Origin of the sequence: Chitinophaga sp. NPDC101104, assembly GCF_050277495.1 — a bacterium.
In the GTDB taxonomy this organism is placed as follows: domain Bacteria; phylum Bacteroidota; class Bacteroidia; order Chitinophagales; family Chitinophagaceae; genus Chitinophaga.
Map to the genome: position 1 here is coordinate 731,372 of NZ_JBNNSF010000001.1, position 25,911 is coordinate 757,282.

Annotated in this window: 22 protein-coding genes; 9 read left to right on the forward strand and 13 right to left on the reverse strand. The window is 54.5% G+C overall.

The features are described from left to right. Positions 1-60: 60 nt before the first annotated feature. The 3 genes from serC to ACQKLP_RS03165 all read right to left on the reverse strand — a co-directional run bounded on the left by serC (position 61) and on the right by ACQKLP_RS03165 (position 3,287). The gene (gene serC, locus ACQKLP_RS03155; RefSeq protein WP_427319983.1) at positions 61-1,167 is read right to left on the reverse strand and encodes a 3-phosphoserine/phosphohydroxythreonine transaminase; all 1,107 of its coding nucleotides are present in this window, start codon (positions 1,165-1,167) and stop codon (positions 61-63) included. 388 nt (positions 1,168-1,555) lie between these two features. Beyond that, the gene (locus tag ACQKLP_RS03160) at positions 1,556-2,533 is read right to left on the reverse strand and encodes a zinc dependent phospholipase C family protein (RefSeq protein WP_427319985.1); all 978 of its coding nucleotides are present in this window, start codon (positions 2,531-2,533) and stop codon (positions 1,556-1,558) included. A gap of 94 nt (positions 2,534-2,627) precedes the next feature. Next, entirely contained in the window at positions 2,628-3,287 is a 660-nt protein-coding gene (locus tag ACQKLP_RS03165) for a DUF502 domain-containing protein (RefSeq protein WP_427319987.1), read from the reverse strand. Positions 3,288-3,475: 188 nt separating this feature from the next. On the opposite strand from ACQKLP_RS03165, the gene ACQKLP_RS03170 reads away from it, so the two are divergent. The 7 genes from ACQKLP_RS03170 to ACQKLP_RS03200 all read left to right on the forward strand — a co-directional run bounded on the left by ACQKLP_RS03170 (position 3,476) and on the right by ACQKLP_RS03200 (position 14,237). Beyond that, entirely contained in the window at positions 3,476-4,090 is a 615-nt protein-coding gene (locus tag ACQKLP_RS03170; protein WP_427319989.1) for a TetR/AcrR family transcriptional regulator, read from the forward strand. A gap of 14 nt (positions 4,091-4,104) precedes the next feature. Then, positions 4,105-5,469, forward strand: coding sequence for a TolC family protein (locus tag ACQKLP_RS03175; RefSeq protein ID WP_427319991.1), 1,365 nt, complete (start codon positions 4,105-4,107; stop codon positions 5,467-5,469). Between the two features lie 33 nt (positions 5,470-5,502). After that, the gene (locus ACQKLP_RS03180; protein ID WP_427319993.1) at positions 5,503-6,609 is read left to right on the forward strand and encodes an efflux RND transporter periplasmic adaptor subunit; all 1,107 of its coding nucleotides are present in this window, start codon (positions 5,503-5,505) and stop codon (positions 6,607-6,609) included. A 25-nt stretch (positions 6,610-6,634) separates the two neighbouring features. Further along, entirely contained in the window at positions 6,635-10,183 is a 3,549-nt protein-coding gene (locus ACQKLP_RS03185) for an efflux RND transporter permease subunit (RefSeq protein WP_427319995.1), read from the forward strand. A 128-nt stretch (positions 10,184-10,311) separates the two neighbouring features. Beyond that, entirely contained in the window at positions 10,312-11,409 is a 1,098-nt protein-coding gene (locus ACQKLP_RS03190) for an SGNH/GDSL hydrolase family protein (protein ID WP_427319997.1), read from the forward strand. 42 nt (positions 11,410-11,451) lie between these two features. Beyond that, positions 11,452-12,237, forward strand: a complete 786-nt coding sequence (locus tag ACQKLP_RS03195) for a TIGR00266 family protein (protein WP_423736681.1) — start codon at positions 11,452-11,454, stop codon at positions 12,235-12,237. 722 nt (positions 12,238-12,959) lie between these two features. Next, on the forward strand, positions 12,960-14,237 hold the full coding sequence (locus tag ACQKLP_RS03200) for a 2'-5' RNA ligase family protein (RefSeq protein WP_427319999.1): 1,278 nt from the start codon (positions 12,960-12,962) through the stop codon (positions 14,235-14,237). Positions 14,238-14,587: 350 nt separating this feature from the next. Here ACQKLP_RS03200 and ACQKLP_RS03205 read toward each other — a convergent pair whose 3' ends face one another. The 4 genes from ACQKLP_RS03205 to ACQKLP_RS03220 form a co-directional block, all read right to left on the reverse strand. Then, a complete protein-coding gene (locus ACQKLP_RS03205) occupies positions 14,588-15,568 on the reverse strand; it encodes a FecR family protein (protein ID WP_427320001.1) in 981 nt (326 codons plus the stop codon). A 63-nt stretch (positions 15,569-15,631) separates the two neighbouring features. Next, entirely contained in the window at positions 15,632-16,147 is a 516-nt protein-coding gene (locus ACQKLP_RS03210; RefSeq protein WP_427320003.1) for an RNA polymerase sigma-70 factor, read from the reverse strand. 120 nt (positions 16,148-16,267) lie between these two features. Continuing rightward, on the reverse strand, positions 16,268-17,026 hold the full coding sequence (locus ACQKLP_RS03215) for a head GIN domain-containing protein (RefSeq protein WP_427320005.1): 759 nt from the start codon (positions 17,024-17,026) through the stop codon (positions 16,268-16,270). Between the two features lie 155 nt (positions 17,027-17,181). Next, the gene (locus ACQKLP_RS03220; protein WP_423736677.1) at positions 17,182-17,499 is read right to left on the reverse strand and encodes a carboxypeptidase-like regulatory domain-containing protein; all 318 of its coding nucleotides are present in this window, start codon (positions 17,497-17,499) and stop codon (positions 17,182-17,184) included. A 539-nt stretch (positions 17,500-18,038) separates the two neighbouring features. Here ACQKLP_RS03220 and ACQKLP_RS03225 point away from each other — a divergent pair. Beyond that, positions 18,039-19,886: a 2-oxoacid:acceptor oxidoreductase subunit alpha gene (locus ACQKLP_RS03225; RefSeq protein WP_341842609.1), complete on the forward strand. Its 1,848-nt coding sequence runs from the start codon at positions 18,039-18,041 to the stop codon at positions 19,884-19,886. Positions 19,887-19,977: 91 nt separating this feature from the next. Then, positions 19,978-20,571: a DUF6134 family protein gene (locus ACQKLP_RS03230; RefSeq protein ID WP_427320008.1), complete on the forward strand. Its 594-nt coding sequence runs from the start codon at positions 19,978-19,980 to the stop codon at positions 20,569-20,571. Positions 20,572-20,665: 94 nt separating this feature from the next. Here ACQKLP_RS03230 and ACQKLP_RS03235 read toward each other — a convergent pair whose 3' ends face one another. From ACQKLP_RS03235 to eno, 6 genes are all read right to left on the reverse strand, one after another. Next, the gene (locus ACQKLP_RS03235; RefSeq protein WP_427320010.1) at positions 20,666-21,856 is read right to left on the reverse strand and encodes a Gfo/Idh/MocA family protein; all 1,191 of its coding nucleotides are present in this window, start codon (positions 21,854-21,856) and stop codon (positions 20,666-20,668) included. 26 nt (positions 21,857-21,882) lie between these two features. Next, a complete protein-coding gene (locus ACQKLP_RS03240; RefSeq protein WP_427320012.1) occupies positions 21,883-23,070 on the reverse strand; it encodes a nucleoside permease in 1,188 nt (395 codons plus the stop codon). Positions 23,071-23,141: 71 nt separating this feature from the next. After that, positions 23,142-23,786, reverse strand: coding sequence for an endonuclease III (nth, locus tag ACQKLP_RS03245; protein ID WP_427320014.1), 645 nt, complete (start codon positions 23,784-23,786; stop codon positions 23,142-23,144). Between the two features lie 19 nt (positions 23,787-23,805). Continuing rightward, complete coding sequence (locus ACQKLP_RS03250) at positions 23,806-23,949, reverse strand: hypothetical protein (RefSeq protein WP_341842614.1); 144 nt, start codon at positions 23,947-23,949, stop codon at positions 23,806-23,808. Between the two features lie 237 nt (positions 23,950-24,186). Continuing rightward, the gene (locus ACQKLP_RS03255; protein WP_341842615.1) at positions 24,187-24,513 is read right to left on the reverse strand and encodes an FtsB family cell division protein; all 327 of its coding nucleotides are present in this window, start codon (positions 24,511-24,513) and stop codon (positions 24,187-24,189) included. Positions 24,514-24,604: 91 nt separating this feature from the next. After that, positions 24,605-25,897, reverse strand: coding sequence for a phosphopyruvate hydratase (gene eno / locus ACQKLP_RS03260; protein ID WP_427320016.1), 1,293 nt, complete (start codon positions 25,895-25,897; stop codon positions 24,605-24,607). Between the last annotated feature and the right edge of the window lie 14 nt (positions 25,898-25,911).

The following is a 25,911-nucleotide window of genomic DNA, read 5'->3' on the forward strand; positions in this document are numbered from 1 at the left end:
CGAGGTAATTCGCGGCGGTCTTCGTATTTAAATATTTTCAATACTTCGGTATGGGAAGGGTTATGCTTTCTTCATGGAGAAGAATTTCATGGCTTCTACCATCACTTCCACGCTTTCGAGGGGGAGGGCGTTGTACAGGGAGGCGCGGAACCCACCTGACAGGCGGTGCCCTTTGATGCCTACGATGTCTTCTTTCTTGCAGAATTTGAGGAATTCCTCTTCCAGTTCGGGCTTGTCGATCGTGAAGGTCACGTTCATTTTGCTGCGGTCTTCTTTTACGACGTTGCCGCGGAACAGCGGGTTATGATCGATTTCGTCGTAGAGGAGGGCGGCTTTCTTGTCGTTGATCTGCTCGATGGCTGCTACGCCGCCCTGGCCTTTGAGCCAGCGGAGGGTGAGCATGGAGATGTATACGGCGAAAACGGGCGGAGTATTGAGCATCGATCCGTTTTCGATGTGGTTCTTGTAGTTGAGGATGGAGGGGATCTGGCGGCTTACCTTGCCCAGCATGCTTTTGCGGATGGCGACCATGGTTGCGCCGGCAGCGCCCATGTTCTTCTGAACGCCGGCGTAGATGAGGGCAAAGCGGTTGAAATCCATCTGGCGGCTCAGGATGTCGGAGCTCATATCGGCCACTATGGGGACTTCCGTTTCGGGAATGGAATGCCATTGCGTCCCGTAAATGGTGTTGTTGGTGGTGATATGGAGGTATTTGGACTGGGGAGCTACCGTGTATTGTTTGGGAATATGATTGTAGTTCGCCTCTTTCGAGCTGGCGGCCACGTCTACATAGCCGAACAGTTTCGCTTCCTTGATGGCCTTGTTGGACCATACGCCGGTATCGATATAGGAGGCGGTTTCGCCGCTGTCCAACAGGTTCATGGGCACCTGCATAAACTGCATGGTGGCCCCGCCCTGGAGGAAGAGCACTTCGAAATCGTCGTCGAGCCCCATGAGCTCGCGGATAAGGTTACGGGCCTCTTCCATTACTGCCATAAAAGGTTCCGTTCTGTGCCCGATCTCCAGGATGGACATACCTGATCCCTCAAAATCGATCAGCGCCTTGCTGGCTTTGTACAGCACCTCGTTGGGCAATACAGAAGGACCTGCATTAAAGTTGTGCACCTTCATGTTGCGGTCTAAATTGTATACGTTTTCTTGTTCCACTTTATATGGTTTTTCGAAGGAAAAGGTAAAAAATCACGGTAAATCAACCGGAAGATTGGTCAGTGTAGGAGTAGGTTAAAAATATCAGATGGAGAACCAAAGATAATCTTTCTTTTCAGAAAACGTATTAAGGACTCTTAAATATTTTATATAATCCTACATTGATCCGACCTTCCGGCTGGAGCGGTTTTCGGGCGGCAGCGAAGCCGCGCCGGGTGTGGCGTTGATTGCCGGACACGCTTGCCTGCAGTGGCTGCCGGCCAATCATGGCGGCATTGGCCCCGGGCGTTTCGACGCCTGCCGATGCGCCTTGCTGCTGGCCTGCCTTGCCTCTTGCGCGCAGGCTGACGGGACCGGAAGTATTGATGGCGCGTTTCCGGCGGATGTGTCAATGTTCCCGGCCGAGGATACTCCCGGCAGCGGCTATACTATCCACCCGCCGGTCTTCCATCACTTCGAGCTCCGGGAACGTGAGCGCCGCCAGGTGCGCCAGGGGCGGCTGTCCCGCATCGGCCCAGGCCGTATACCAGCACGCTGCCACCGCCGCAATGGCCCCCCGCATCCTGCGCTCCACCATATCTCCCAGGCGCTCCTGGTAGGCGGTTACATAAGCCGTACTGTACTGCCGCACCAGCTTGCCGTTCCGCAGCTCCCAGGCGTACCGCCTGTCTGCCGGGAACTCCCGCGCCAGTTCCTTTTCTATCGACAGCACCTGCCACGAAGCCTCCGCGCTTTCCAGCACCGCTTTCCAGAAAAAAGACCTGCAGTCCGGGATGAACTCCGCCGCGCCCGTCCAGTAATCGAACCGCGCGTCGGCGAACAGCTCGGGAATGCGCGACTCCCACAGCCCGTGGATCCCGTGCTGGCCGGACTTCTGACCGTTGTGGTTGGAGCTGGCGTGCAGCGGCACATAGGCGTCCCCGATATAATGTCCCAGTTCCGCGGCCGTTCGCAGCGCCTGCAACCCGTTCCCCTGCCGGAACGCTTCGGTCAGCCGGTATTGCATCCGCTCCAGGTGCCAGGGCAGCACGCCATGCCGGGCCAGCGAATCCGCCCCGTACCGCGCTACCGCCTCCCGCCAGCCGCGGGGCAATGCAGGGAAAGGAGGCTCGCCGTACCGGTCGATGTCGATATAATGCCTGGGGCCCTCGTCTGCCACGAGGTACCGCCGCTTATCGGGCGTGGTGGCGTGTTTCACGAGATAGGAAAGGTGGGGCTTGAAAAAAACGAGCAGCTGCGGCGGCAACGAAAACACCGCCAGGCGGTTGATCCGCTCATGCCCGAAGAAGCCCCAGCCCCGCGCACCCTCCGGCAGCAGGCAACCCATCCCCGCAAGGAAGACCGAACATAAAACTTTGGCGTACATCATCGGATATTTTCCGGCAATGTAGACCGCTCCGGATGATAAAGAACTTGAATTAACGATATGGATATCAGTTTGGGAAGAGAATTTCTCCGAATTAGCGGGATTCGGGCTTTTCGGGGTTGGTCCCCGGAACGGAAGGCAGCTCCGCGATATGCGTAACACCCCCCGAAACCGCGAATTTCATCGCCTCGCCCGCCGAAACATTCGTCAACGGCCGCACTTTCTCCTTCCGCACCATGAACACCTTGCCGGTAATAGCATAGGCATGCGGCACGTACACCGCCATATACCCCTCCAGGCCCAGCGCCCGCACATCTTCCTGGGTAATAAATCCCATCTCCCACACATCTTCCCCATACACATTCACCAGCACCGGATGGTCGAACTTCTTCTTCTCGCCCACAAACGCATCGAAAACATCCTTCACGGAAGAATAGATATATTTAATAAAAGGCGTCCGCTCCAAAATATGATCGAACATGTCTATCAGCCGCCCGATGATGAACGAAGAACTTAAATATCCCACGAAAACAATGACAATCAATACAATAGCAAATCCAACCCCCTTGTATTTGAGGAAATTCATCGGGTGATCTTCCGGGATCAGGTCGCGGGGCAACAGGTTATCGATCGTCATGAAACCCCAATACAGCATGAACGCCGTAATCCCGATCGGCGCAAGGATCAGCAGCCCCTGGAAAAAATAGCGCAGTAAACGCGACAGCAATACCCGGAATTTCAACTTTGGAGACATGTGCTTGGTTTGAAATGGCGAAGTTACGGCATAAAACCCGCTTCCAGCCCCTCATAAACCCGCTAAATCCTTTGATGAACCCCGTTCGTCATATTATAGGGAAATTGTTTGATGGAAACTTTGGCGGTTTAAATAGTTTCCATAGTTTTGTCCGTGTAATCAATTTCGCCCCTTTTTATCGAAAACCAATGGAAGAAGTTCAAGAACGGATCCTGGACACGGCGTTCAACATGTTCCGGCAATACGGCACCCGTTCCATCACGATGGACGATATCGCCAACCGCATGGGCATTTCCAAAAAAACGCTGTATGCCCACTTCGCAGACAAGAGCGACCTGGTACTCAACGTCATGAGCCGCCACCTCGCCCTGATCGAAGAGCAGTGCATCACGAGCCGGAACAATAGTGCGGATGCGGTCGGAGAGTTGTTCGGGGTCATCAAGATGCTGGAAGAGAAATTCCGGAACATGAACCCGGTAGTGATGATGGACCTGCAGAAATTCCATTCCAAGGCGTTCCAGTTATTTGAGCAGCATAAGAACGTGTTCATGGTGCGGACGATCCGGGAAAACCTGGAAAGAGGGATCGAAGAAGGACTGTACCGGCCCGACCTGGACCTGGACATCCTCAGCGCGTTCCGCGCGGCATCGTCCCTTTTCTGTTTCCAGCCGGAGCTGTTCCCGATGAACGGGTACGATATGACGAAGGTGCAGCGCGTGCTGCTGGAGCATTTCCTGTATGGCGTGGCCTCCCTCAAAGGCTATCAGTTGATCGATCAGTACAGAAAGAAAGATAACCAGTAATAAATCAATGATCTATGCACTTTAAATGGAAACTCGTTGCCCTGGCGGGCACGATGTTGCATGCCTTCACCTGCGCCCAGGCGCAACAGCAGCCGGCCGTTACGCCGGAAACGCTGCGGTTCTCGGTGCAGGACGCCATATCTTATGCGCTCTCCCATCAGTACGCTATCCGTAATGCAAAGCTGGACGAGCTCAACCAGCTCGCCGTTAACCGCGAAGTAAGCGGTCTCGCCCTACCGCAGGTAAGCGGCACGGGGCTGTTCCAGCACAACCCGGTCATTCAGAAACAATTGGTCGACATCAGCAACTTCGACCCCAACGCGCCCAAAGGCACCACGGTGCCCATCGCGTTCGGACTGGCCTATAACGTATTGGGCCAGGTAGACGTGAACCAGACCCTCTTCGACCCCAGCGTGCTCGTTGCCCTCCAGGCGCGTAAAACCCTGGAAGACCTCGCCCGCAAAGGCGTGGAAAGGTCGGAAATCGAAACCAAGGCCGCCGTCTACAAAGCTTATTTCAATGTGCTGGCGGCCGACAAGGCGCTCGGTATCCTCGATTCCAACCGCGTGCGCCTCAATAATATGCTCGCCGAAACCCGCGAGATCTATAAAAACGGCCTCGTAGAGAAGCTGGACGTAGACCGGTTGGTAGTACAGGTGAACAACCTCGAATCGCAGCTGACCCGTCTGAAACAAATACGCGAAACCGGCATCGTGGCCCTTAAATTCCAGATAGGCATGCCTGTTAAACAGCCGCTGGTTTTGACCGATACGCTCGGGAACAACGCGCTGAAAGCCGATATCCAGGAACAGAACGCGTTCACTTACCAGAACCGTATCGAATATCAGCTCCTCGAAACGCAACGCCGGGCCAATGAATACAACCTGAAAAGATACCGGCTGCAGGGATTGCCCTCGCTGTATCTCTTCGGCCAGGGCGGCGCATCCCGCGCATCAGGTAAGTTCGACTACTTTTCGTCCCAAAGCTGGTACGGGTACGTTTCCTACGGCCTTAACCTCAAAGTGCCCATCTTTACAGGCTTCCAGCGCCTTCGCAAAGTGGACCAGGCCATGATCGCCGTGAAAAAGAACGACATAGACCTCGAACAGCTCCGCGGCGCCATCGACCTGGAACAAGCCAATTCCGCCACCACCCTTCGCAATAACCTTTCAACACTGGAAAATGAAGAAGAGAATATTGGCCTGGCGGAAGAAGTATGGAAAACAACCATGATCAAATACCGGGAAGGCGTTGGCTCCAGCGTGGAGGTCATCAATGCGGAAACTTCCCTGCTCATGGCACAGAACAACTACTTCACCGCGCTCTTCAACGTGATCGTTGCACGCGTGGATTACCTTAAAGCGTACGGAAAACTGTAACCTTCAACCCTTTCAGCTATAAATCAACTTCCAATGAATAAAAGATATTTCGTTCTCCCTCTCGTAGCCCTCATGGCAGCCTGCGGCGGCGGAGAAGAAAAGAAAGCCGATAAACTCGTGCGTCTCAAAACCGAAAAAGCCAAACTGGACGCCGAGATCAAAACCCTCGAAAAAGAGCTCAAAGGCAGCGACACCACGGTGAAAACTAAAACGGTCACCATCGCCGCCGTTGAAAACGCAACTTTCGAACATTTCATCGATATCCAGGGTACTGTGGACGCCCGTGAAAACGTGGCCGTTTCCGCTCAATCGCCCGGCATCATCAAATCCATCCTTGTTCGGGAAGGACAAGCCGTGAGCAAGGGCCAGACGCTGGCGCAGGTCGACGATCAGGTGCTGCGCTCCAACCTCGCACAGTTGCAGACCCAGCTCGATCTCGCCACCGCCCTGTATGAAAAACAGGCCAATCTCTGGCGCCAGAAAATCGGCTCCGAAGTGCAATACCTTACCGCCAAATCGCAAAAGGAATCGCTGGAGAAAAATATCGCCACCATGAAGGAGCAGATCAACCTCACCCGCATCGTTTCCCCGATCAGCGGAACGGTAGACCAGGTGATCGCCAAGATCGGCGACGCAGCTGCGCCCGGTAACCCTGCCTTCCGCGTGGTGAACGCCTCCAACCTCCGGGTATTGGCCAATGTGGCCGAATCGTTCGCCGGCAAAGTTTCTACCGGAGACGAAGTGGAAGTGACCTTTCCCGATATTCAGCAAACGTTCCGTACCAAAATCGGTTTTGCTTCCCGCACGATCGATCCCCTCAGCCGTACGATCCGCGTGGAAATACCTGTCCAGGGCGGAAAAGATCTCCATCCCAACATGATCGCGCATCTGCGCATCGTGGACTATCGCGCCAAAGACGCTGTAGTGGTACCGGTAAACGTGATCCAGTATTCGCTGGGCAAACCTTACGTGCTCACCGTGAAAGGCTCGGGCGACAAATTGCAGGCCGTTCGTTCCCAGATCGAGCTGGGGCGGACCTACAACGATAAAGCAGAGATCAAATCCGGCCTGAAGCCCGGCGACAGGATCATCACCACCGGCTTTCAGGGCCTGAACGACAACGACTTTATCAAGCTGTAACCGGCCAACTTTAAAAAATTAACCGATGAAGGACTTAGAAAAAGAATTCCGGCCAACCAGTTGGGCGATCGATAACAAGGTAAGCATTTATGTGGTCACCATCATCATCGCAATCGCCGGTATACTCACATACAGGGCGCTGCCGAAGGAGCAATTCCCCGAGGTCGTGTTCCCCCAATATTACATTTCCACGATCAACGCCGGCACTTCGCCCGAAGACATGGAAACCCTCGTGACCAAGCCCATCGAGAAAAAACTGAAGTCCATCTCGGGCGTGCGCAAAATCACGAGCTCCTCCATACAGGACTTCTCCGCCATCATCATCGAATTCAACCCCGATGAAGATCTCCTCGAAGCCGGCATCCAGGTAAGGGAAAAAGTGGACGCCGCCAAGCGCGACCTTCCCAATAACCTCACCGAAGACCCGCAGATCACCAAGATGGAAATTTCCGAAGTGCCCATCATGAACGTGAACATGTCGGGCGACTTCGACCTGCAAACCCTGAAAAAGTATGCAGACGAAATGCAGGACAGGATCGAAGGCCTTACCGAGATCACCCGTGTAGACATCATCGGCGCTCTCGAGCGCGAGATCCAGATCAACCTCGACAAATACAAAATGGATGCGGCCAAGATCAGCTTCGACGATGTGATGATGGCCGTGGCGAACGAAAACCGCACCATTTCCGGTGGCCTCGTACGGGTAGACGGGATGAAGCGATCGCTGTCCGTTAAAGGTGAATACAAAGACCCTAATCTCATCCGCGACATCGTGGTACGCGGTTCCTCGGGCGCCGTGGTATACCTGAGAGATATCGCCGAAGTGATCGATTCGCACAAGGAACAGGAAAGCTACGCCCGCCTCGACGGCAAGTCGGTAATCACCCTCAACGTGATCAAGCGCAGCGGCGAGAACCTGATCAATGCGTCTGACAAGATTTTCCAATTGGTGGAAGATGCGAAAAAAGACCTCCTGCCCAAGGGCCTGGACGTGACCATAACGGCCGACCAGAGCGAGTCTACCCGCATTACGCTCCATGACCTTATCAATACCATCATCATCGGCTTCATCCTCGTAACGGTGGTGCTGATGTTCTTCATGGGCGCTGTGAATGCGCTGTTCGTAGCCGCTTCCGTTCCCATTTCCATGTTCATCGCCTTTCTCTTCATGCCGCCGCTGGGCTTCACCCTCAACATGATGGTGCTGTTCTCCTTCCTGCTGGCTTTGGGGATCGTGGTAGACGATGCTATCGTTGTGATCGAGAACGTGCACCGTATCTTCTATGAGCGGCGCGACCTGGGTATCGTGAAAGCCGCCAAAATCGCGGCCGGCGAAGTGTTCTTACCCGTGTTTTCCGGAACGATGACCGTACTGGCGCCGTTCTTCCCGCTGCTGTTCTGGCCGGGCATCATCGGTAAGTTCATGTTTTTCCTGCCGGCTACGCTCATCGTGACCCTCATGGCGTCCCTGTTCGTGGCATATATCATCAACCCCGTGTTCGCGGTGGATTTCATGGACCGCCATGAAGGCGATGCGCATCCGAAGCCCACATTTAACCGCAAATTCACCATCCTGACCATCGTGTTCGCCGTGGCGGCGCTGATCGGTTACATGGGAAGCATGGGCGCAGGGAACCTCGTGATCTTCATCTGGCTCCTGATCGCGATCGAAAGGTTCTGGCTGGGCGGCGTGGCCAGGAAATTCCAGTCCAACATCTGGCCCCGCGTACAAAACCGCTACCGCCGCATCCTGGAATGGTGCATCATCGGCTGGAGACCGGTCAAAATACTGCTCGCCACCTTCGGCCTGCTGGTATTCAGCATCGTGCTGACAATGGTGCGCAGCCCGAAAGTGGTGTTCTTCCCCACCGCCGACCCGAACTTCATCTTCGCTTACCTCGAACTGCCGAACGGTACGGATGAACTGACGACGGATTCGGTGACCAATATCGTGGAACAACGCATCACCAAAGTAGTGGGCAAAGACAATCCCCTCGTGAAGTCCATCATCTCCAACGTGGCCGTGGGCGCTACAGACCCGGCTTCGATGGACCAGGGCACCTATCCCAACAAAGGCAAGGTGACCGTGGCTTTCGTGGAGTTCTCCAAACGTAACGGGCAATCGACCCTGGAGTATCTGGACAAGATCCGCCAGGCATTGAAAGGCATTCCCGGTGCAGACATTACCGTGGAACAGGAACAGGGCGGCCCGCCGACCGGCAAGCCCATCAACATCGAAATCTCCGGTGACGAGTTCGAACAACTGGCCATGACTTCCGAAAAACTGAAGCGCTATCTCGACAGCCTGCAGATCGGTGGAGTGGAAGAGCTGAAAAGCGATTTCCAGGCCAACAAGCCCGAGATCATCGTAAACATCGACCGGGAGCGTGCCAACCGCGAAGGTATTTCCACCGGCCAGATCGGCCAGGCGTTGCGCATCGCGCTCGCCGGCGTGGAAGCCTCCAAATTCCGCGACCCCGACGATGAGTACGATATCACCGTTCGCCTGAAAGAAGACCAGCGGAACAATATCAACACCCTCATGAACCTGAACCTCACCTACCGCGACATGAACATGGGCGGCGTGATCCGCCAGGTTCCCCTGAGCGCCGTGGCCGATATCCGCTACAGCAATACTTACGCAGGTATCAAACATAAAGACGAAAAACGCGTGGTAACGCTGTATTCCAACATCCTCACCGGCTACAACGCCAACGAAGTGGTGGCAGAGATCACAGGCGCAGTGCAGGATTTCAGTCCCCCGGATGGCATTACCGTGAAGATGACCGGTGAGCAGGAAGACCAGGCGGAAACCATGAACTTCCTTCTGCTGGCGATGGTAGGCGCCATCGGCCTCATTTTCCTCATCATGGTGACCCAGTTCAACTCCGTTGGCCGCGCCTTCGTGATCTTCCTGGAGATCCTCTTTTCCATCATCGGCGTGTTCCTCGGCTTCGCCATCTTCGGTATGGATATATCCATCGTAATGACCGGCGTTGGTATCATGGCCCTTGCGGGTATCGTGGCCCGTAACGGTATCGTGCTCGTAGAGTTTACCGATCTGCTGGTAATGCAGGGCGTGCCTTACAACGAAGCCGTTGTTGAAGGCGGCCGCACCCGTATGACCCCGGTAATCCTTACCGCCATCGCAGCGGTGCTCGGCCTCATCCCCCTGGCGGTGGGCCTCAATATCGACTTCTGGAAACTGTTCGACGAATTCAACCCGCACCTGTTCTTCGGCGGCGACAACGTAGCCTTCTGGGGCCCGCTCGCCTGGACGATGGTGTTCGGCCTGATCTTCGCCACCTTCCTGACGCTGATCCTCGTACCCGTGATGTACGCCATGAACAAGCGCTGCATCGACGTGCTCGATCTTTACCATCTGCCCCGCGGCCTCAAATACGTACCGTTCCTCGTACTGTTCCTCAAACTGTTCTCCAGAAAGGAAACCGTAAGGAAACTGCACGACCCGAACTATATGTCGCCGCGCCCATATCATTTCTTCAGTCACCCGGAAGACGCCGCGCACGACAATGGACATGCGCACCACGCCGAAAAGGTGACAATGAATTAAGAAACTGTTTTTAATCAAAGCAAACAGTGTAACAGTTGTAGGTTAACTAGTACCGTCCCGATTCTTCGGGACGGTTTTTTTTATGGCCGGTCTTTCAAGCCTGCCGCCTTCTTCTTATTTTTCGCATTATGAAAAACTGGATACTTACCCTGCTGATGGCAGGCAGCAGCCTTACCTGGGCCTATGGCCAGGAAAATGCCCGTTACACCGACGCGCGCCAATTCCAGATCGTAGGCAAAGGCCTTCCCACCGGGCCCGTTTACCAGCGGCTGGATACTGTGCTCGACCGGGCCCTGACGCCGGCGGTGAAGAACCTGTCGAAGCACAGCTCCGGCATCGCCGTGATCTTCGAAACGAACAGTCCCTACATCAAAGCCAAATGGGGCCTCCGCAGCGGGCTCTTCCACGCCAACATCACGCCCATCTGCCACAGCGGCCTCGACCTGTATGCCTGGAACAACGGTAAATGGCAATGGGCAGGGATCGGCCGGCCGGGCGACAAAACAACCGCCAACGAATACACGCTCATAAACAATATGGACGGCACCATGCGGCAGTTCATGCTCTATCTTCCTACCTATAACGAACTGACTTCACTGGAGATCGGCGTGGCGCCGGATGCTACGCTGCAGCGGTCTGCCAGCCCGAAAATCGATACCACGCACCGCATCGTGATCTACGGTTCCAGCATTCTGCAGGGCGCGTCGGCCAGCAGGGCGGGCATGGTGTATTCCTCCATCCTCCAGCGGAAAACGGGCTGGGATGTGGTGAACCTGGGCTTCAGCGGCAACGGCAAGATGGAATTCCCCGTCGCGGAACTGCTGGCCAAAATGCCCGCGTCCGTGTTCGTGCTGGATTGCATCCCCAACCCTTCGCCGGACGAGATCAGGGAAAGGGCCTATCCCTTCATCAAGCACCTGCTCGACAAACGGCCGGAAGTACCCATCCTGCTCGTGGAATCGGTGATCCGGGAGAACGGGTATTTCGACCAGAAGATCGGTAAGATTTCGAAAGAGAAAACCGATGCTATCAGAAACGCATATACGAAACTGAAATCGGAAGGCTATAAACAGCTGTATTATCTACCGGCCGATAACCTGATCGGGAAAGACCATGAAGGTACGATCGACGGGGTGCACCTGACGGACCTGGGGTTTGTGCGCCAGCTGGAGGCGATGTGGCCGCAGCTGCAACGATTGATGAAAAAAAGCAAAGCGATCCGCTAGAAAGCATGTAATTTTGAGCAAGACAAAAAACGCCAACAACCTATGCTGAACAATCACGACATCGATTACAAGATACACGGGGAAGAAATGCAGATCGTAGAGATCGAGCTGGACCCCAACGAGAGCGCAGTGGCCGAATCCGGCAGTTTCATGATGATGGACCAGGAGATCAAGATGGAAACCCTTTTCGGGGACGGCTCCGGGGCCAAACAGGGGATTTTCGGCAAACTGATGTCTGCCGGCAAGCGCCTGATCACGGGGGAAAGCCTGTTCATCACCTGTTTCACGAACGTGGGGAACGGCAAGAAGCGCGTGAGCTTCGCATCGCCTTACCCGGGAAAGATCATCCCGATGGACCTCCGCCTGCTGGGTGGCAAAGTTATTTGCCAGAAAGACGCATTCCTTTGCGCGGCACGCGGGGTGAACGTAGGGATCGAGTTCCAGCGCAAGCTGGGGACGGGGATCTTCGGCGGAGAAGGTTTCATTATGCAGAAGCTTGAGGGCGACGGCCTGGCGTTCGTACACGCCGGCGGTTACGTGATCGAGAAGGAACTGGCGCCGGGTGAGGTGCTGAAGGTGGACACGGGCTGCGTGGTGGCTTATACCCAGCAGGTGGACTTCGACATCGAGTTCGTGCGGGGGGTGAAAAACATGGTTTTCGGTGGGGAAGGGCTCTTCTTCGCGGTGCTGCGCGGGCCGGGCAAGGTATGGCTGCAAAGCCTGCCGATCAGTCGCCTCGCAAGCCGGGTGCTGGCGTATGGAACGGGTGCCCGGAAGGAAGAGGGGAGCATCCTGGGCGGACTGGGTAACCTGCTTGATGGGGATTGATAATCAACAGATTGAAATAAGCGCCTGCTGGTTGACGGGAAACCCGGGGCTGGCGGGCGCTCCAACAGGAATGTGCATTTCGGTGCGGAAATCCTTCCGTTTATACCATTTTTGCAAAAAATTAACGATTGGATTGGTAGTATTGTGCTAATATTGCCCGGAGGCTTGACCGGATACGCCGGATTTTTTGTATATTACATGGGAACAGCGTTTGGCACTGTGTGGGTGCCAATTCAGTGAATAGTCACTGGCGCAGTGAAGACAATTTATCCTGGTGCTATGAATAAGAATTGAAAAACTTACTCATGAATTTGATGCAGGTGTATCCCAAGGCAAAAATGAATTTACCAGGTCTTATATCGGTAGCCCTATAAGCGCGGTTTGGATGAGATGTCCAGTTAACCATTTGCCAGAACTACCTTTTAGAATTCCTGTCGAGTTGGATGTGAGGATTAATTAGAAAATTTCCGCAAAAAAGTTGTTACGCAATGCGGCACTAAATTATCTTTGCGATTCCATTAAAAAAAGTTGAGAAAATTAATTAATAGGTTTAAACGGAAGCCGGTATAAATTGAACATTATCAATCATCCTGACGTTATGCAGGTTACACGCCGGCGGATGAATAATAAAATTTTAATCATTTTTAGTTTAACAAGTAGGTGAATTTCATTTTCATGAAATCATTGAAAAATTTGCTTCAAACACGCTTTAATCAAGTAAGATGAATTTTGAGAGAAACGAACGCCCCCGAAAGTATTCTCCTGGCTACAGCAGAGATCCGCAAGAACCCAACCAAGACCAGGAGGGCGGTTATTCCAAGAAACCCGAATTTGGCAAAGACGAGGAACGTCCTTTTAACAACACACGTTCTGAAGGCGGCTATCGCCCGCGCAGCGAAGGTGGTTACACCCCCCGCAGCAACGACGGCGGTAATTTCAACCGCGAAGGTGCCTATAACCGCGAAGGTGGTGGTTACACCCCACGCAACGAAGGCGGTGGCGGATACCGCGACCGTGATTTCAACCGTGGAGACCGCGATTTCAACCGCGACCGGCCCGAAGGCGGCGGCGGATACGGCGGCGGCAACCGTGGCGGCGGCTATGACCGCGGCGGCGGCGGTGGATACGACCGTGGCGGTGGCGGCTATGGCGGCAACCGTGGCGGCGGATACGACCGTGGCGGCGGAGGCGGTGGCTACGACCGTGGCGGTGGATATGACCGCGGCGGCGGTGGCGGCTACGATCGCGGCGGTGGAGGCGGTGGCTTCAACCGTGGCGGCGGAGGCGGAGGCTTCAACCGCGGCGGCGGCGGCGGATACGATCGCGGCGGTGGCGGCGGTGGTTTCAACCGCGGCGGTGGCGGCGGATATGGCGGCGGTCGCCCGCAAGGCGGCGGAGGCAGGCCCCAGGGCGGCTTCAGAGGCGGTCAGCGTCCCCCCAAACCCGACAACAAAATTTACTTCATCGCGCTCCTCCCAACTGCAGAAGTAGGTAAGGAGATCATCAAGATAAAACAGGAATTCGCCGAACAATACGGCCCGATGTACGCACTGAAAGTGCTCCCGCACATTACCCTGCAGGTGCCCTTCACCGCCGACCCGAGCCTCGAAAGAGCCTTCTGCGAAGAACTCACCGAGTTCGCCAAAACGCAGGCGCCCTTCGAAGTTGGCCTCAACGGCTTCGGCACATTCCCCAATAAACAAAACCGCGTCCTCTTCATCAACGTGGAGAAATCCGAAACCATGAGCGCCATGCACCGCCAGCTGATCAACTTCCTCCGGAAGGAATTCGGCTTCAGCACCATGCTCGCCCGCACCGGTTTCACCCCCCACGTTACCGTGGCCTTCAAAGACCTCGACGACGCTACTTTCGAAAAAGCCTGGCCCGAGTACGAAAACAAGGAATACCAAGCTTCCTTCAAAGTAAATAACCTGTACTTCCTCCGCCACAACGGCAAATCCTGGGAAGTACTCCAGAAATGCAAACTCGGCGGCGCCTGATCTTTCAGCGACCCCCGTCAATAAAAAGAATCCGGACCCGCACAGGTCCGGATTTTTTTTGCCCCGCGATCATCATCCAACTCCCCGCGTTATTCAGTGAAACCGGCCGTCCTGTAGGCCTTAACAACCTTTCGAGCACGCGATCATCATCCAGCTCTCCGCTTCCTGCATTGAAACCGCCCGCGCTGCGGGCCTTAACGATCGTTCGTGCACCGCGATCGCGTAATTACCATTACCCAAATGCTTTGTTGTTGTTGCTTCGGTTCCCGATGCAGCGCATAAAAAAATCCGGACCTGTGAGGATCCGGATGTCGTTGTTTTTAGTGGTGCTTATTTGAACTATGGCAAGGTTATTTACGGACGGAATAAACGCCTTTGCTTTCTTCCACGATCTTCACGTTGGTAGATGCCGCGATCACCTTGAACATACTGTCTACGTCCGGCTGATCGAACGTTCCCATATAATCCAGATCGGCCAGCGAAGGATCGTCCACCTTGATCGTGATCCCGAAATAGTCTTCCATGGCTTCGAACGTGGCCGACAGCGGAACGTGCTGGAACACGAGGCGGTCGTCTTTCCAGGAAGTGAAATTGGGATCGGTGGCGGTTTCCGCTTTGGGGGCATTGTCTGCCTGAACGGTAGCGGCATGGCCTGCCGTGAGCACGAGGGCGTCTGATTTGCGGTTGGCGTTCGAGAAAGCAACTTTCCCCGTTACCACATTGAGGCGTACGGGCTCTTCTCCATATGCTTTGATGCCGAACGAAGTACCGAGCACCTCCGTTTGCGAGGCGCCGGCATGCACGATGAACGGATGCGTTTCGTTGGGCGCCACGTCGAAAAAGGCCTCGCCCTGGAGCGTGATATCGCGGTTGTTTTGCGCGAAGCGTTCGTTGTATTGCAGGGTGGAATGGCGGTTGAGATATACCTTACTGCCATCGGGCAGGGTGAAAAGCTGTTTTTCGGTGGTGGCCGCGAGGGTCACGTTTTTATCGGAACGGTTGAAGAAGATCGTGATCCCCGTGGCGATGATAGCGGCCACGCCGGCGGCGGCGAGCCATTTGCTGCGGCCCCGGTGGGCTACTTTCAGCTGCGCGGGCGCTGCGGTTTCGATCTTCTGTGAAAATCGTTCCCAGTTGGCGGCGGTATCGGGCTCGGGCATTTCGTTCCAGGCGTCGGCCGCCAGGTGCCAGGTATCTTTCAGTGCGTCGTAGTAGGCCTGGTTGGAGGGGTCTTCCCGCAGCCAGCCTGTCAGCTCCTGCTTTTCGGCCCCGGAGATCGTACCCTCGATATCGCGGGCGATCAGTGTATCCATATGTTCGTTGCTCAACATGCTAGTTTTTTTCTGATTGGAAATACTTCATGACAATGGTGTGGTCGGTGTAGGGAAGCATCGTCATTCCAAATATTCCCTGAGCGAATGGCGCAGTTTTTTTAGCGCCGTGATCATCTGGTTTTCAACCGTTTTGACGGAAATCTGCATGGCGCTCGCGATTTCCTTGTAACTCATTTCCTCGTACCGGCTCAGGACAAAAACCTCCCGGCACTTTTCCGGCAGCGCGTCTACCGCCTGGCGGATGCGGGTCTGCGTTTCGGCGAGGTGGACCACCGGCGCGGTGGCCTGCTGTTCTTCCGCCGCCGGTCCGATTTCCTGTGGAGGGCCGCCCCGTCGCTTGTGCTTGTCTATATGGTCCAGCGCCATGTTCACCGCCGCGCGATGGAGGTAAGCCTTGAAGTAGACCTCTCCCAGCTGCCCGCGCCGGTTCCAGACCTTGATGAAAACCTCCTGCGCCAGGTCTTCCGCGGTGGCCATATCGGGCACAAGCCGGTAAATCGACTTGCACACGAGCGCGAAGTAGGCCTGGAAGAGGGCTTTCATGAACTGGTGCTCATCTTCCCGAAGTAGTTGCAATAACCGGTCGTTTTCTGACATATTGCAAAAATAACCGGTTTGAGCTTTCGTAAATCGCCGGTCTGGACGAATGGCGGATGACAGTACAGCGCTTGTATTCATTGTGTCCTTTCGGTGGTGCTATTGTTTGATGACTTTTCCGGAACCGGCGATGTTGACGTTTACGGCCGGGTTGCCCCAGTAGCGGATGTTCCCGCTCCCGGCGATCTTCGCTTTCAGGTTGTCTGTCACGGAAATGGACTGGTTGCCGGAGCCGCTGATACGCACGTCGGCATTGACGGATTTTACTTCCTGCGCCTGGATGTTGCCGCTGCCGCTGATGTCAGCGAAATAATCGCGGGCTTTGCCGGCAGCCCGGATGTTGCCGGAGCCGTTGAGGTAGAAGCGCACTTCGTTGGCGTCGACTTTCAACTGGCCGTCGCCGCTGCCGTTCAGCTCTGCGGTGAACTGGGTGGTATGAATGGTATCCGGCGCCGTGATGCTGCCCGATCCGGAGAAAACGACCCGGCGGTAATCTTCGCTCTGTACCTGCACCCTGATCTGTTTATGTTTCCTGAGATTGAGGCCGTTGCGCATTTTGATGCGGAGCGTGGTACCGCTGACATAGGTTTCCACGTAGCGCATCACGTTGTCTTCCGCTTCCACGACGAGGGGAACGTTGGGCCCCTGCTCGATGACGATGTCCATAGAACCATCGATGGTGACCTCATTGAAGGGGCCAACTGCCCGTTCTTCGGTGATCATGCGGCCGGAGCCGAAGACGTTTTCGCGGCTGCAGCCGGTGAGGATGAGCCCGAAGATAGCCAGGAGGCAGAGGAGGAGCCCGGCGCCGAGGCCGCCAAGGGCGATAACTGATTCTTTTTTAGCCGTCATTTTCATTACTGTCTTTTTTAAAGGGGTATTCCGCAATGGAGGCGGATGTAATAATGACGGCGAAAGGGGCTGCTACCCCCAGAAGTGCGGGAAAAAAATAAGCCGGCCGCCTCTGCAAGGCGGACCGGCTTGATTAACCCCTATGAAAACCAACTATTTACTTATTGTGCCAGTTTGATTTCGCCAAGGTCGGTAGCTTTACCGTCCTCTACTTTCACGTCGGTGATGGTAGCGTCTTTAAAGGGTTCCTTGGCGTCAACAATCACGGTGTAAGTGCCGGCTGCTGCTTCTGCGAAAGAGAAGGCTCCGTCGGCAATGGCTGCTTTCAGGGTATCCGTACCGGAAACTGCCCAGGCTTCGGTAGCACCGTCTGCGGGAACTACTTTACCGGAAATGGTACCGCCTGCGATTCCTTTGAAGGCGAAAGCGCCGAAAGCAACGGCCGCAACTGCTAACAAACTCATTTTTGCTCTTTTCATAGCATACAATTTTTAAGGTTTAATAATAAAGAATGGTTCAAGTAAACGTTTTCAATAAACAAACTTATTAGTGCTGAAATATTGATCACTATTGGGTTTTTTGCAATTACCATGCCACTCGATCAAAATGCGCCGCTTTAACAAATCTTTATAAATCCTTTAACACACTGGGTTTGCGGCGATCTTAAATACTACTTATTTACGTAGTGCCGTTGACGTTAGTCAGTCAATTTCCTTTCCTGTGACGGGTTTCAAACGAAACGGAACTGCTGTTTCACATCATTTTCTCACGGGTCAGAAAATAACAAATACCTTGCCGGAAAAACAACAGTAAGCGCTTATGGAATGGGGCATTCCATTTAGTTATGGGAAAAGTCTACCGGTTTTGTATACTTTTGAGGCGGGAAAAGGTCGCCGGAAATGCGGCTGATTCAGTAATTTTACGGGATTTTTGTAGCAGCCTGTGAAACCGGCCCCGAGGTCCGGCCGCAGGCCAACATATTTGTCCATTATATATATCATCATAAAGCAAACATCAAATGTCCGATAGAACGATTCAACAGATAGAGGATGTAGTGATAAAATTTGCGGGCGACAGTGGCGACGGCATGCAGCTGACGGGTACGCAATTCTCGAATAACACGGCGCTCATCGGCAACGACCTGAGCACTTTCCCCGATTTCCCCGCGGAAATCCGCGCGCCCCAGGGCACGCTTCCCGGCGTTAGCGGCTTCCAGCTGCATTTCTCGTCGAACCGCATCTTCACCCCCGGCGATGCCTGCGACGTCCTCGTAGCCATGAACGCCGCGGCCCTCAAAGCCAACCTGAAAGGCCTCAAAAAAGGCGGCATCATCATCGCCAATACCGACGGCTTCGATGCCAAAAACCTCCGCCTGGCCAATTATCCCGACGGTGTAAACCCCCTCGAAGACGGCTCCCTCGCCAACTACCAGCTCCATACCATGGACGTGACCAAGATGACCCGGGAAGCCCTCAAGGAAAGCCCCCTCGGCATGAAGGAAAAAGACCGCGCCAAAAATATGTTCGTGCTCGGGTTCCTCTACTGGCTCTACGACCGCGATATGGACAGCACGGTAAACTTCCTGACCGACAAATTCGGCAAGAAGCCCGATATCCTCGACAGTAACCTGAAAGTGCTCCAGGCCGGCTACAACTTCGCCGAAACCGTGGAAGCCTTCGCCTCGCGGTTCAAAGTGGAAAAAGCCCGCATGGAGCCTGGCACCTACCGCAGCATCACCGGGAACACGGCCCTGTCTTATGGCCTCGTAGCGGCAGGACAGCAATCCGGCCTTCCCATTTTCCTCGGCACTTACCCGATCACACCCGCGTCAGACATCCTGCACGAGCTGAGCAAGTATAAAAACTTCGGCATCCGTACCTTCCAGGCGGAAGACGAGATCGCCGGCATCGCCTCCGCCATCGGCGCATCTTATGGCGGGCATATGGGCATCACCACCACTTCCGGCCCCGGCGTGGCGCTCAAGGGCGAAGCCATGGGCCTGGCGGTAATGCTGGAAATCCCCCTGCTGATCATCGATATCCAGCGCGGCGGCCCGTCTACCGGTTTGCCCACCAAAACGGAACAGTCGGACCTCCTGCAGGCATACTACGGCCGCAACGGCGAATGCCCCATGCCCGTGGTTGCCGCCGCAACGCCTTCGGACTGCTTCAATATGGCGTTCGAAGCGTTCAAACTGTCTGTTCAGCACATGACCCCGGTGATCCTCCTCAGCGACGGTTATATCGCCAACGGCGCGGAGCCCTGGCGCTTCCCGAAACAGGCCGATCTGCCGAAAATCGAAGTGAAATTCAAGAAAGGCCTCGCGGAAGACGAAGAAACCTTCCTGCCTTATCAGCGCGACGAGAACCTGGTCCGCCCCTGGGCCGTGCCCGGCACCCCCGGCCTCGAGCACCGCATCGGCGGCCTGGAGAAACAGAATATTACGGGCAACGTGAGCTACGATCCGGAAAACCACCAGCTGATGGTGAAAATCCGCCAGGAGAAAGTAGACAAGATCGCAGATCATATTCCGTTACAGGACATTGAAGTGGGGCCTGAGAAAGGTAAAGTGCTCGTACTGGGCTGGGGTTCTACCTTCGGCGCCATCAAGAGCGCGGTGATCGAACTGTTGGCCGAAGGGCACGAAGTAGCGCATGCCCACATCCGCTACCTGCGCCCCTTCCCGCGCAACCTGGAAGAAATCCTGCATAGCTACGACCATGTGCTGATCCCGGAGATCAACAACGGGCAGCTCATCAAGATCATCCGCGAACAATTCCTCATCCCCGCCAAAGGTTACAATAAGATCATGGGCGTTCCCATCACCAAAGGCGAGCTGGTGGAAAAAATCCGCGAATTGCTGTAAAAAACGATCGAACGAACAATAAAAAAGGGCGGTTGCTGCGAAATGCGGTAACCGCCTTTTTCGTATATTGTTTTACGTAACCCTTTCCGCCATGAACCTGAGCCGCCCATTTAACCGAATCGCAACGATCATGCTGGCGCCGGTCTTTTTCCTGACCACCGCGTTCCAGAGCCCTCATTCCTATGTGTACGACATCTACCTCGGCAACAATCCCATCGGTACCGTAACCGTGCGGCAGCAGCAAACGCCCGAAGGGCGGACGATCACCATGCAAAGCCGGGTACAATCCAAGCTCATGGCGCGGATGGAAGTGGATATCACCACAGCATACCACCAGAACGTACTACAGGAATCGATCGCCGTACGGAAGGGCGGAGAACCGCTCACATCCGTCAAAAGGAGCGGGAAATCCTATGTGATCGTGCATAAGGGCGAAACGCGGCACCTCGCTTCCGACGGGATTCTCTATTGCGTGGGCGACCTTTACTTCTCCGAGCCGGAAGCCATACATGCCGTTTTCAGCGAAACCCTGGGCAAGGAGCTCATCCTCCGCCACCTCGGCAACCACAATTACGAACTGCAGCTTCCCGAAGGCAAGCGCAACGTTTACCATTACGATAAAGGAAAATGCACCGAAGTGGAAGTGAATCATGCCCTGGGGAAAGCACGTTTCGTCCTGCGTTGACCGGATGCTGACAAGCTGCAATGAACTGGCCATTTTATAAACAAAAAGCCGCCCCGGCATTCCGGGACGGCTTTTTTATCTTGAGACAGCCGGATCAGAGCACCTTTTCGATGATCTCGCCGGTTTTTTTGTCTTTCAGGATGAGTTTCTGGCTGCCGAAGTGCGTCATTTCTTCCTTGATGAGGTAGAATTGCTCGTTGTAGCTGGTGAGTGCTTTTTCCTTCTTCACGCCTTCCTGTCCGCGCCAAACGGGCAGTTTCACCGGCTCCCATTGCTTGGAGGCTGCAGAGCGGTAGGCCGCGTCGAGGATGGCGTTCACCACGTACCCGTCGTAGAACGTTTCCTGCGGGGCTTTCCCGGTTTCCACGGCGTTGAACATATCGGCAAACATATGGTTGTAGCCCAGCTCGTTCAGCTCGTCGCCCACGGGGAAGAGCCAACCGGAGTTGCTTTCGGCTTTTTCGGCCACGTAATCGGCGCCTTTACCGGTGGTGAACATGTCGAACCCGGTGCGGAGGAAACTGTTGAGCCAGATGGTACCCTCGGAGCCCATTACCTCGTCGCGGAGGTCGAGGCCGCCGCGGAAGGTCCAGCTCACTTCGAACTGGCCGATAGCGCCGTTTTCGTATTTCACGAGGCCGATGGCATGGTCTTCGGCGTCGATGGGTTTCACCTGGGTGTCTGCCCAGCACATTACTTCCACGGGCTTAATGTCTTTGCCGATGAAGCTCCGCGCGATTTCCACGCAATGGCAACCGAGGTCGAGCATACATCCGCCGCCAGCCTGTTCCTTATCCCAGAACCAGTCGGAGTGGGGGCCAGGATGCGTCTCGCGGGATTTGGCCCAGAGGATTTTTCCGAGCGCGCCGGCTTTAACGGACTGGAGGGCTTTGAGGAATTTGGGCGTATACACGAGGTCTTCCAGGTAACCATTGAAGATGCCGGCTTTTTCCACGGCTTCCATCATGCGTTGTGCTTCTTCGGCATTGCGGCCCAGGGGCTTGGTGCACATCACGGCCTTTTTGGCCTTGCAGCAGGCCAGTACAGCGGCTTCGTGGAGATTGTTGGGAAGCGAGATGCAGACCATGTCCACGTCCGGATGGTTGATCGCCTCTTCCATGTTGGTGGTCCAGTGATCGCAATTATAGTCCTCCGCGAACTTCTTCGCGCTTTCCTCCCGGCGGGAATAGATGCTCACGATCTTGTCGCGGCTCCGTTGTCCCTGTAAAGAATCTGCATAGAACCGTCCGATGAACCCGGACCCCAGCATTGCAATTTTCGCCATAGTTTTCTTGGATTTATACGTTTATATCAGTTTGTTTTTCTGTCGCGGAACGCCAAAATGAAGTACAGCAGTACTGCTGCGGCGATGTATACGGGCACCATCCAGATGCTGGACCAGTTGCGCACGCCGTTGACGGCATAATAATCGGCCACCATGCCCGAAAAGAGCGTCCCGATCACCATGCCGAGGCCATAAGTGGCAAAAGTGAAGAGGCCCTGTGCGGCGGATTTGATTTTCTCCCCCGCTTTCTTTTCGGTATAAAGATACCCGGTCACGAAGAAGAAATCGTAACAAATGCCGTGCAGGATGATGCCGGCGTAAAGCATCCAGATATTGGAACCACTGTCGCCATAGGCGAAGAAAATATACCGGATGATCCATGCGCCCATCCCCAGGATCAGCATTTTCTTCACGCCGATACGGTTCAGGAGCAGGGGAATGGCGAGGATGAACAGCCCTTCGGAAATCTGTCCGTAAATCATTTTCCCGGCCGCATTTTCCATACCGGCTTCATTGAGGAAGAGATTGGCGAAGCCGTAGTAGAAGCTCAGCGGGATGCAGATGAGCACCGCGGCGATGAAGAACACGGTGTACGACCGGTCTTTGAACAGGACGAGCGCATCGGCGCCCAGTGCCTGCGAAGCGGTCATGGCCGTATCTTTCGCAGGTGGCGGCGTATTGGGCAGGGTGAAGCTGTAAAGCCCCAGCAGCGTAGATGCGGCGGCGGCGATGATGAAAATGAAATGCGTTTTCTCCACTTCCAGGTTGCTGATGAGGATCCCGGAAAGTATCCAGCCAACGGTGCCGAACATACGGATGAAGGGAAACTGCTTCGTAGGGTCCTGCATCTGCGTGAAGGCCACCGAATTGCTCAGCGCGATGGTAGGCATGTATAATAATGAGTAAAACAGCACGATGCCGATGAAAACGGTGTTATTCGTGGTGGTAGTGGCCAGGAGCAAAGTGCCGGCGCCCACGAGATGCAGCACGCCCATGATCTTTTGTGCGGAAAAATACTTGTCGGCCACCATCCCCACGAACACGGGAGAGATCATGGTAGCGATGGCCAATGCCATGTAGGCGTAACTGATCTGCTGGCCGGTAGATTGAAGGTGGGTAGCCATGTAACTGTTCATGGATACGTACCATGCTCCCCAGATAAAGTACTGGAGGAACATCATGAATGATAGTTGGAGGGACTTGCTGGATTTCACCGTGTGGAATTTTTAAATTTTTTTAATTTCTCCAATATAGTGAAAAACAGAACTCCTGATATTCCTATTTTTTAGGATTTCATCAGTTGTTGATAATATTTGCACACTTTCCGCAAACCGCACTCCCCGCATTTGGGGTTTCGGGCGATGCAGATGTACCGGCCGTGGAGGATGAGCCAGTGGTGGGCGATGTGCACTTTATCTTCCGGGATGTATTTGAGGAGCTGCTGCTCGGTCTGGAGCGGGGTTTTGGCGTTGGTGGTGAGGCCCAGGCGTGCAGACACGCGGAAAACGTGGGTGTCTACGGCCATGTTGGGCTGCTGGTAGATGACGCTGGTGATCACGTTGGCGGTTTTGCGACCTACTCCGGGGAGTTTCACGAGCTCGGGCACGGTAGACGGGATTTCGCCGTTGAAATCGTCCATCACCATATTGGCCATGCCGATGAGGTGTTTCGTCTTGTTATTGGGATAGCTGATGCTCCGGATGAGGGGGAAAAGTTCGTCGAACGTTGCCTGGGCGAGATGCGGAATGTCCGGGTACTGCTGGAAGATGGCGGGCGTGGTCATGTTGACCCGCTTGTCTGTACATTGGGCAGACAGGATAACGGCAACGAGTAGTTGGTACGGATTGTCGTACAGCAGTTCGGTTTCAGCGTCGGGCGCGTGATGTTCAAAATAATCGATTACGTACTGGAATCGTTCTTTCTTCGTCATGCCCGCAAAATACTAAAAACTAACGCTCTTTGGCAGCTTCGTGGGCGTAATCGAAGATGGCCACCATCGTGGAGGGGCGGGGACTGTATTGGATACTGTCCAATGCCTGGATGGTTTGCAGATGCAGCTGCTGTTCCTCACGCTTCATTTCTTGCTCTTGCATGTGCAGGGTTTTTTGAGAAGGATCGGTTAATTCGCCTTGGCGGGCGGAAAAAGGTAGGGTAGAATTACTCATGCGTTTGATGGTTTGTTAGTTGTTAAATGGATTAAACAATCATCAGGTCACGAAAATCAGACGACAGATTTATAACGGAGAATGGCTAGACGGTATTGTTAAACTATGGCTTTTTTTTGAATTTAGCAAGTTTTTAACAAACGAAGGGGTGTGATAGTCAGGGGGTTAACGTTTGGCGTTGGGAGGGGTGGGTACGATGAACACGTCTTCGTCGTCTTTTTTCATCAAGTACTGCTCGCGTGCGAACTTTTCGAGTTTTGAGGGGCTGGAAAAGAGGTCCTGGTGGTTCTGGCGGTCCTGTTCGATCTCTTTGAGGTAGAAGTCTTTCTGGTTTTCCAGCTGGTTGACTTCGCGGTAGAGCTGGAACTGGTAGAGGATGTTGTTACGGTCGAGGAAGAGGAGCCATGCGCCGAACAGGATACAGCTGATGATGTATTTGTTGCGGGCCCATGCGGGTATCCTGAATTTTGATTTCTGCTTCGTCTCTTCCATAATCACACTGTTTTATAAAATCCGGGCACTGACGTGCAGTGCCCGGAATGATTTGTATTTGACCACTAATTAAACGCAGTGGGAAGAAAATTTATTTCTTACCAAATTTAATGGAATTTTTCGGATAAATGGCGCTGCTGTCCAGCAGTTCCTCGATGCGGAGGAGCTGGTTGTATTTGGCCATACGGTCTGTGCGGGAAGCGGAACCGGTTTTGATCTGACCGCAGTTCAGGGCCACGGCGAGGTCGGCGATGGTGGTGTCTTCGGTTTCGCCGGAACGGTGGCTCATGATGGAGGTGTAACCAGCTTTCTGCGCCATGGATACGGCGTTGATGGTTTCGGTGATGGTACCGATCTGGTTCACTTTGATCAGGATGGAGTTGGCGATATCCTGGTCGATACCCTGTTTCAGGCGTTTTACGTTGGTCACGAACAGGTCGTCGCCCACCAGCTGAACGTTGGCGCCGATAGACTGGGTCAGTTTTTTCCAGCCGTTCCAGTCGTCTTCGGCCATACCGTCTTCGATGGAAACGATGGGATATTTCTTGCACCATTCTGCCCAGTAAGCTACCATTTCGTCGGAGGAAATGATTTTCTGGGAGGATTTGTAGAATTTGTAGGTGTTCTCGGCTTCGTTATACATTTCGCTGGAAGCGGCGTCGAGGGCGATGGCGATCTGGGAGCCGGGTTTGTAGCCAGCGGCTTCGATAGCCTGGAGCACGGTTTCGATGGCTTCTTCGTTCGACTGGATTTCGGGGGCGAAACCGCCTTCGTCGCCCACGTTGGTGCTGTATCCTTTCTTTTTCAGAACGGATTTGAGGTGGTGGAACACTTCCACGCCCCAGCGGAGGCCGTCGGAGAAGGTGTCTGCACCAACGGGGATGATCATGAACTCCTGGAAGTCGATCTTGTTATCGGCGTGAACGCCGCCGTTGATGATATTCATGAGGGGCAGCGGCAGGGTGGTGCCGTTTACGCCGCCGAGGTAGCGGAAGAGGGGGAGGCCGTACGCTTCTGCAGCGGCTTTTGCCACGGCCATGGAAACGGCCAGGGTGGCGTTGGCGCCCAGTTTGGCTTTGTTTTCGGTACCGTCGAGCTCGATGAGGAGCTTGTCGATCCCGGCCTGGTCGGAGATATCCCAGCCGATCAGTTCGTCAGCGATCACTTCATTGACGTTTTTTACCGCTTTGAGTACACCTTTGCCCATGTACGCTCCTTTGTCGCCATCCCGCAGTTCAACGGCTTCGTGTTTCCCGGTAGATGCGCCGGAGGGCACGGCGGCGCGGCCGAGGTGACCGTCTTCCGTGGTTACGTCTACTTCCACCGTGGGGTTACCGCGGCTGTCTAAAATCTGTCTGGCATGGATCTCTGAAATGATACTCATGGGTAAAATTTTTA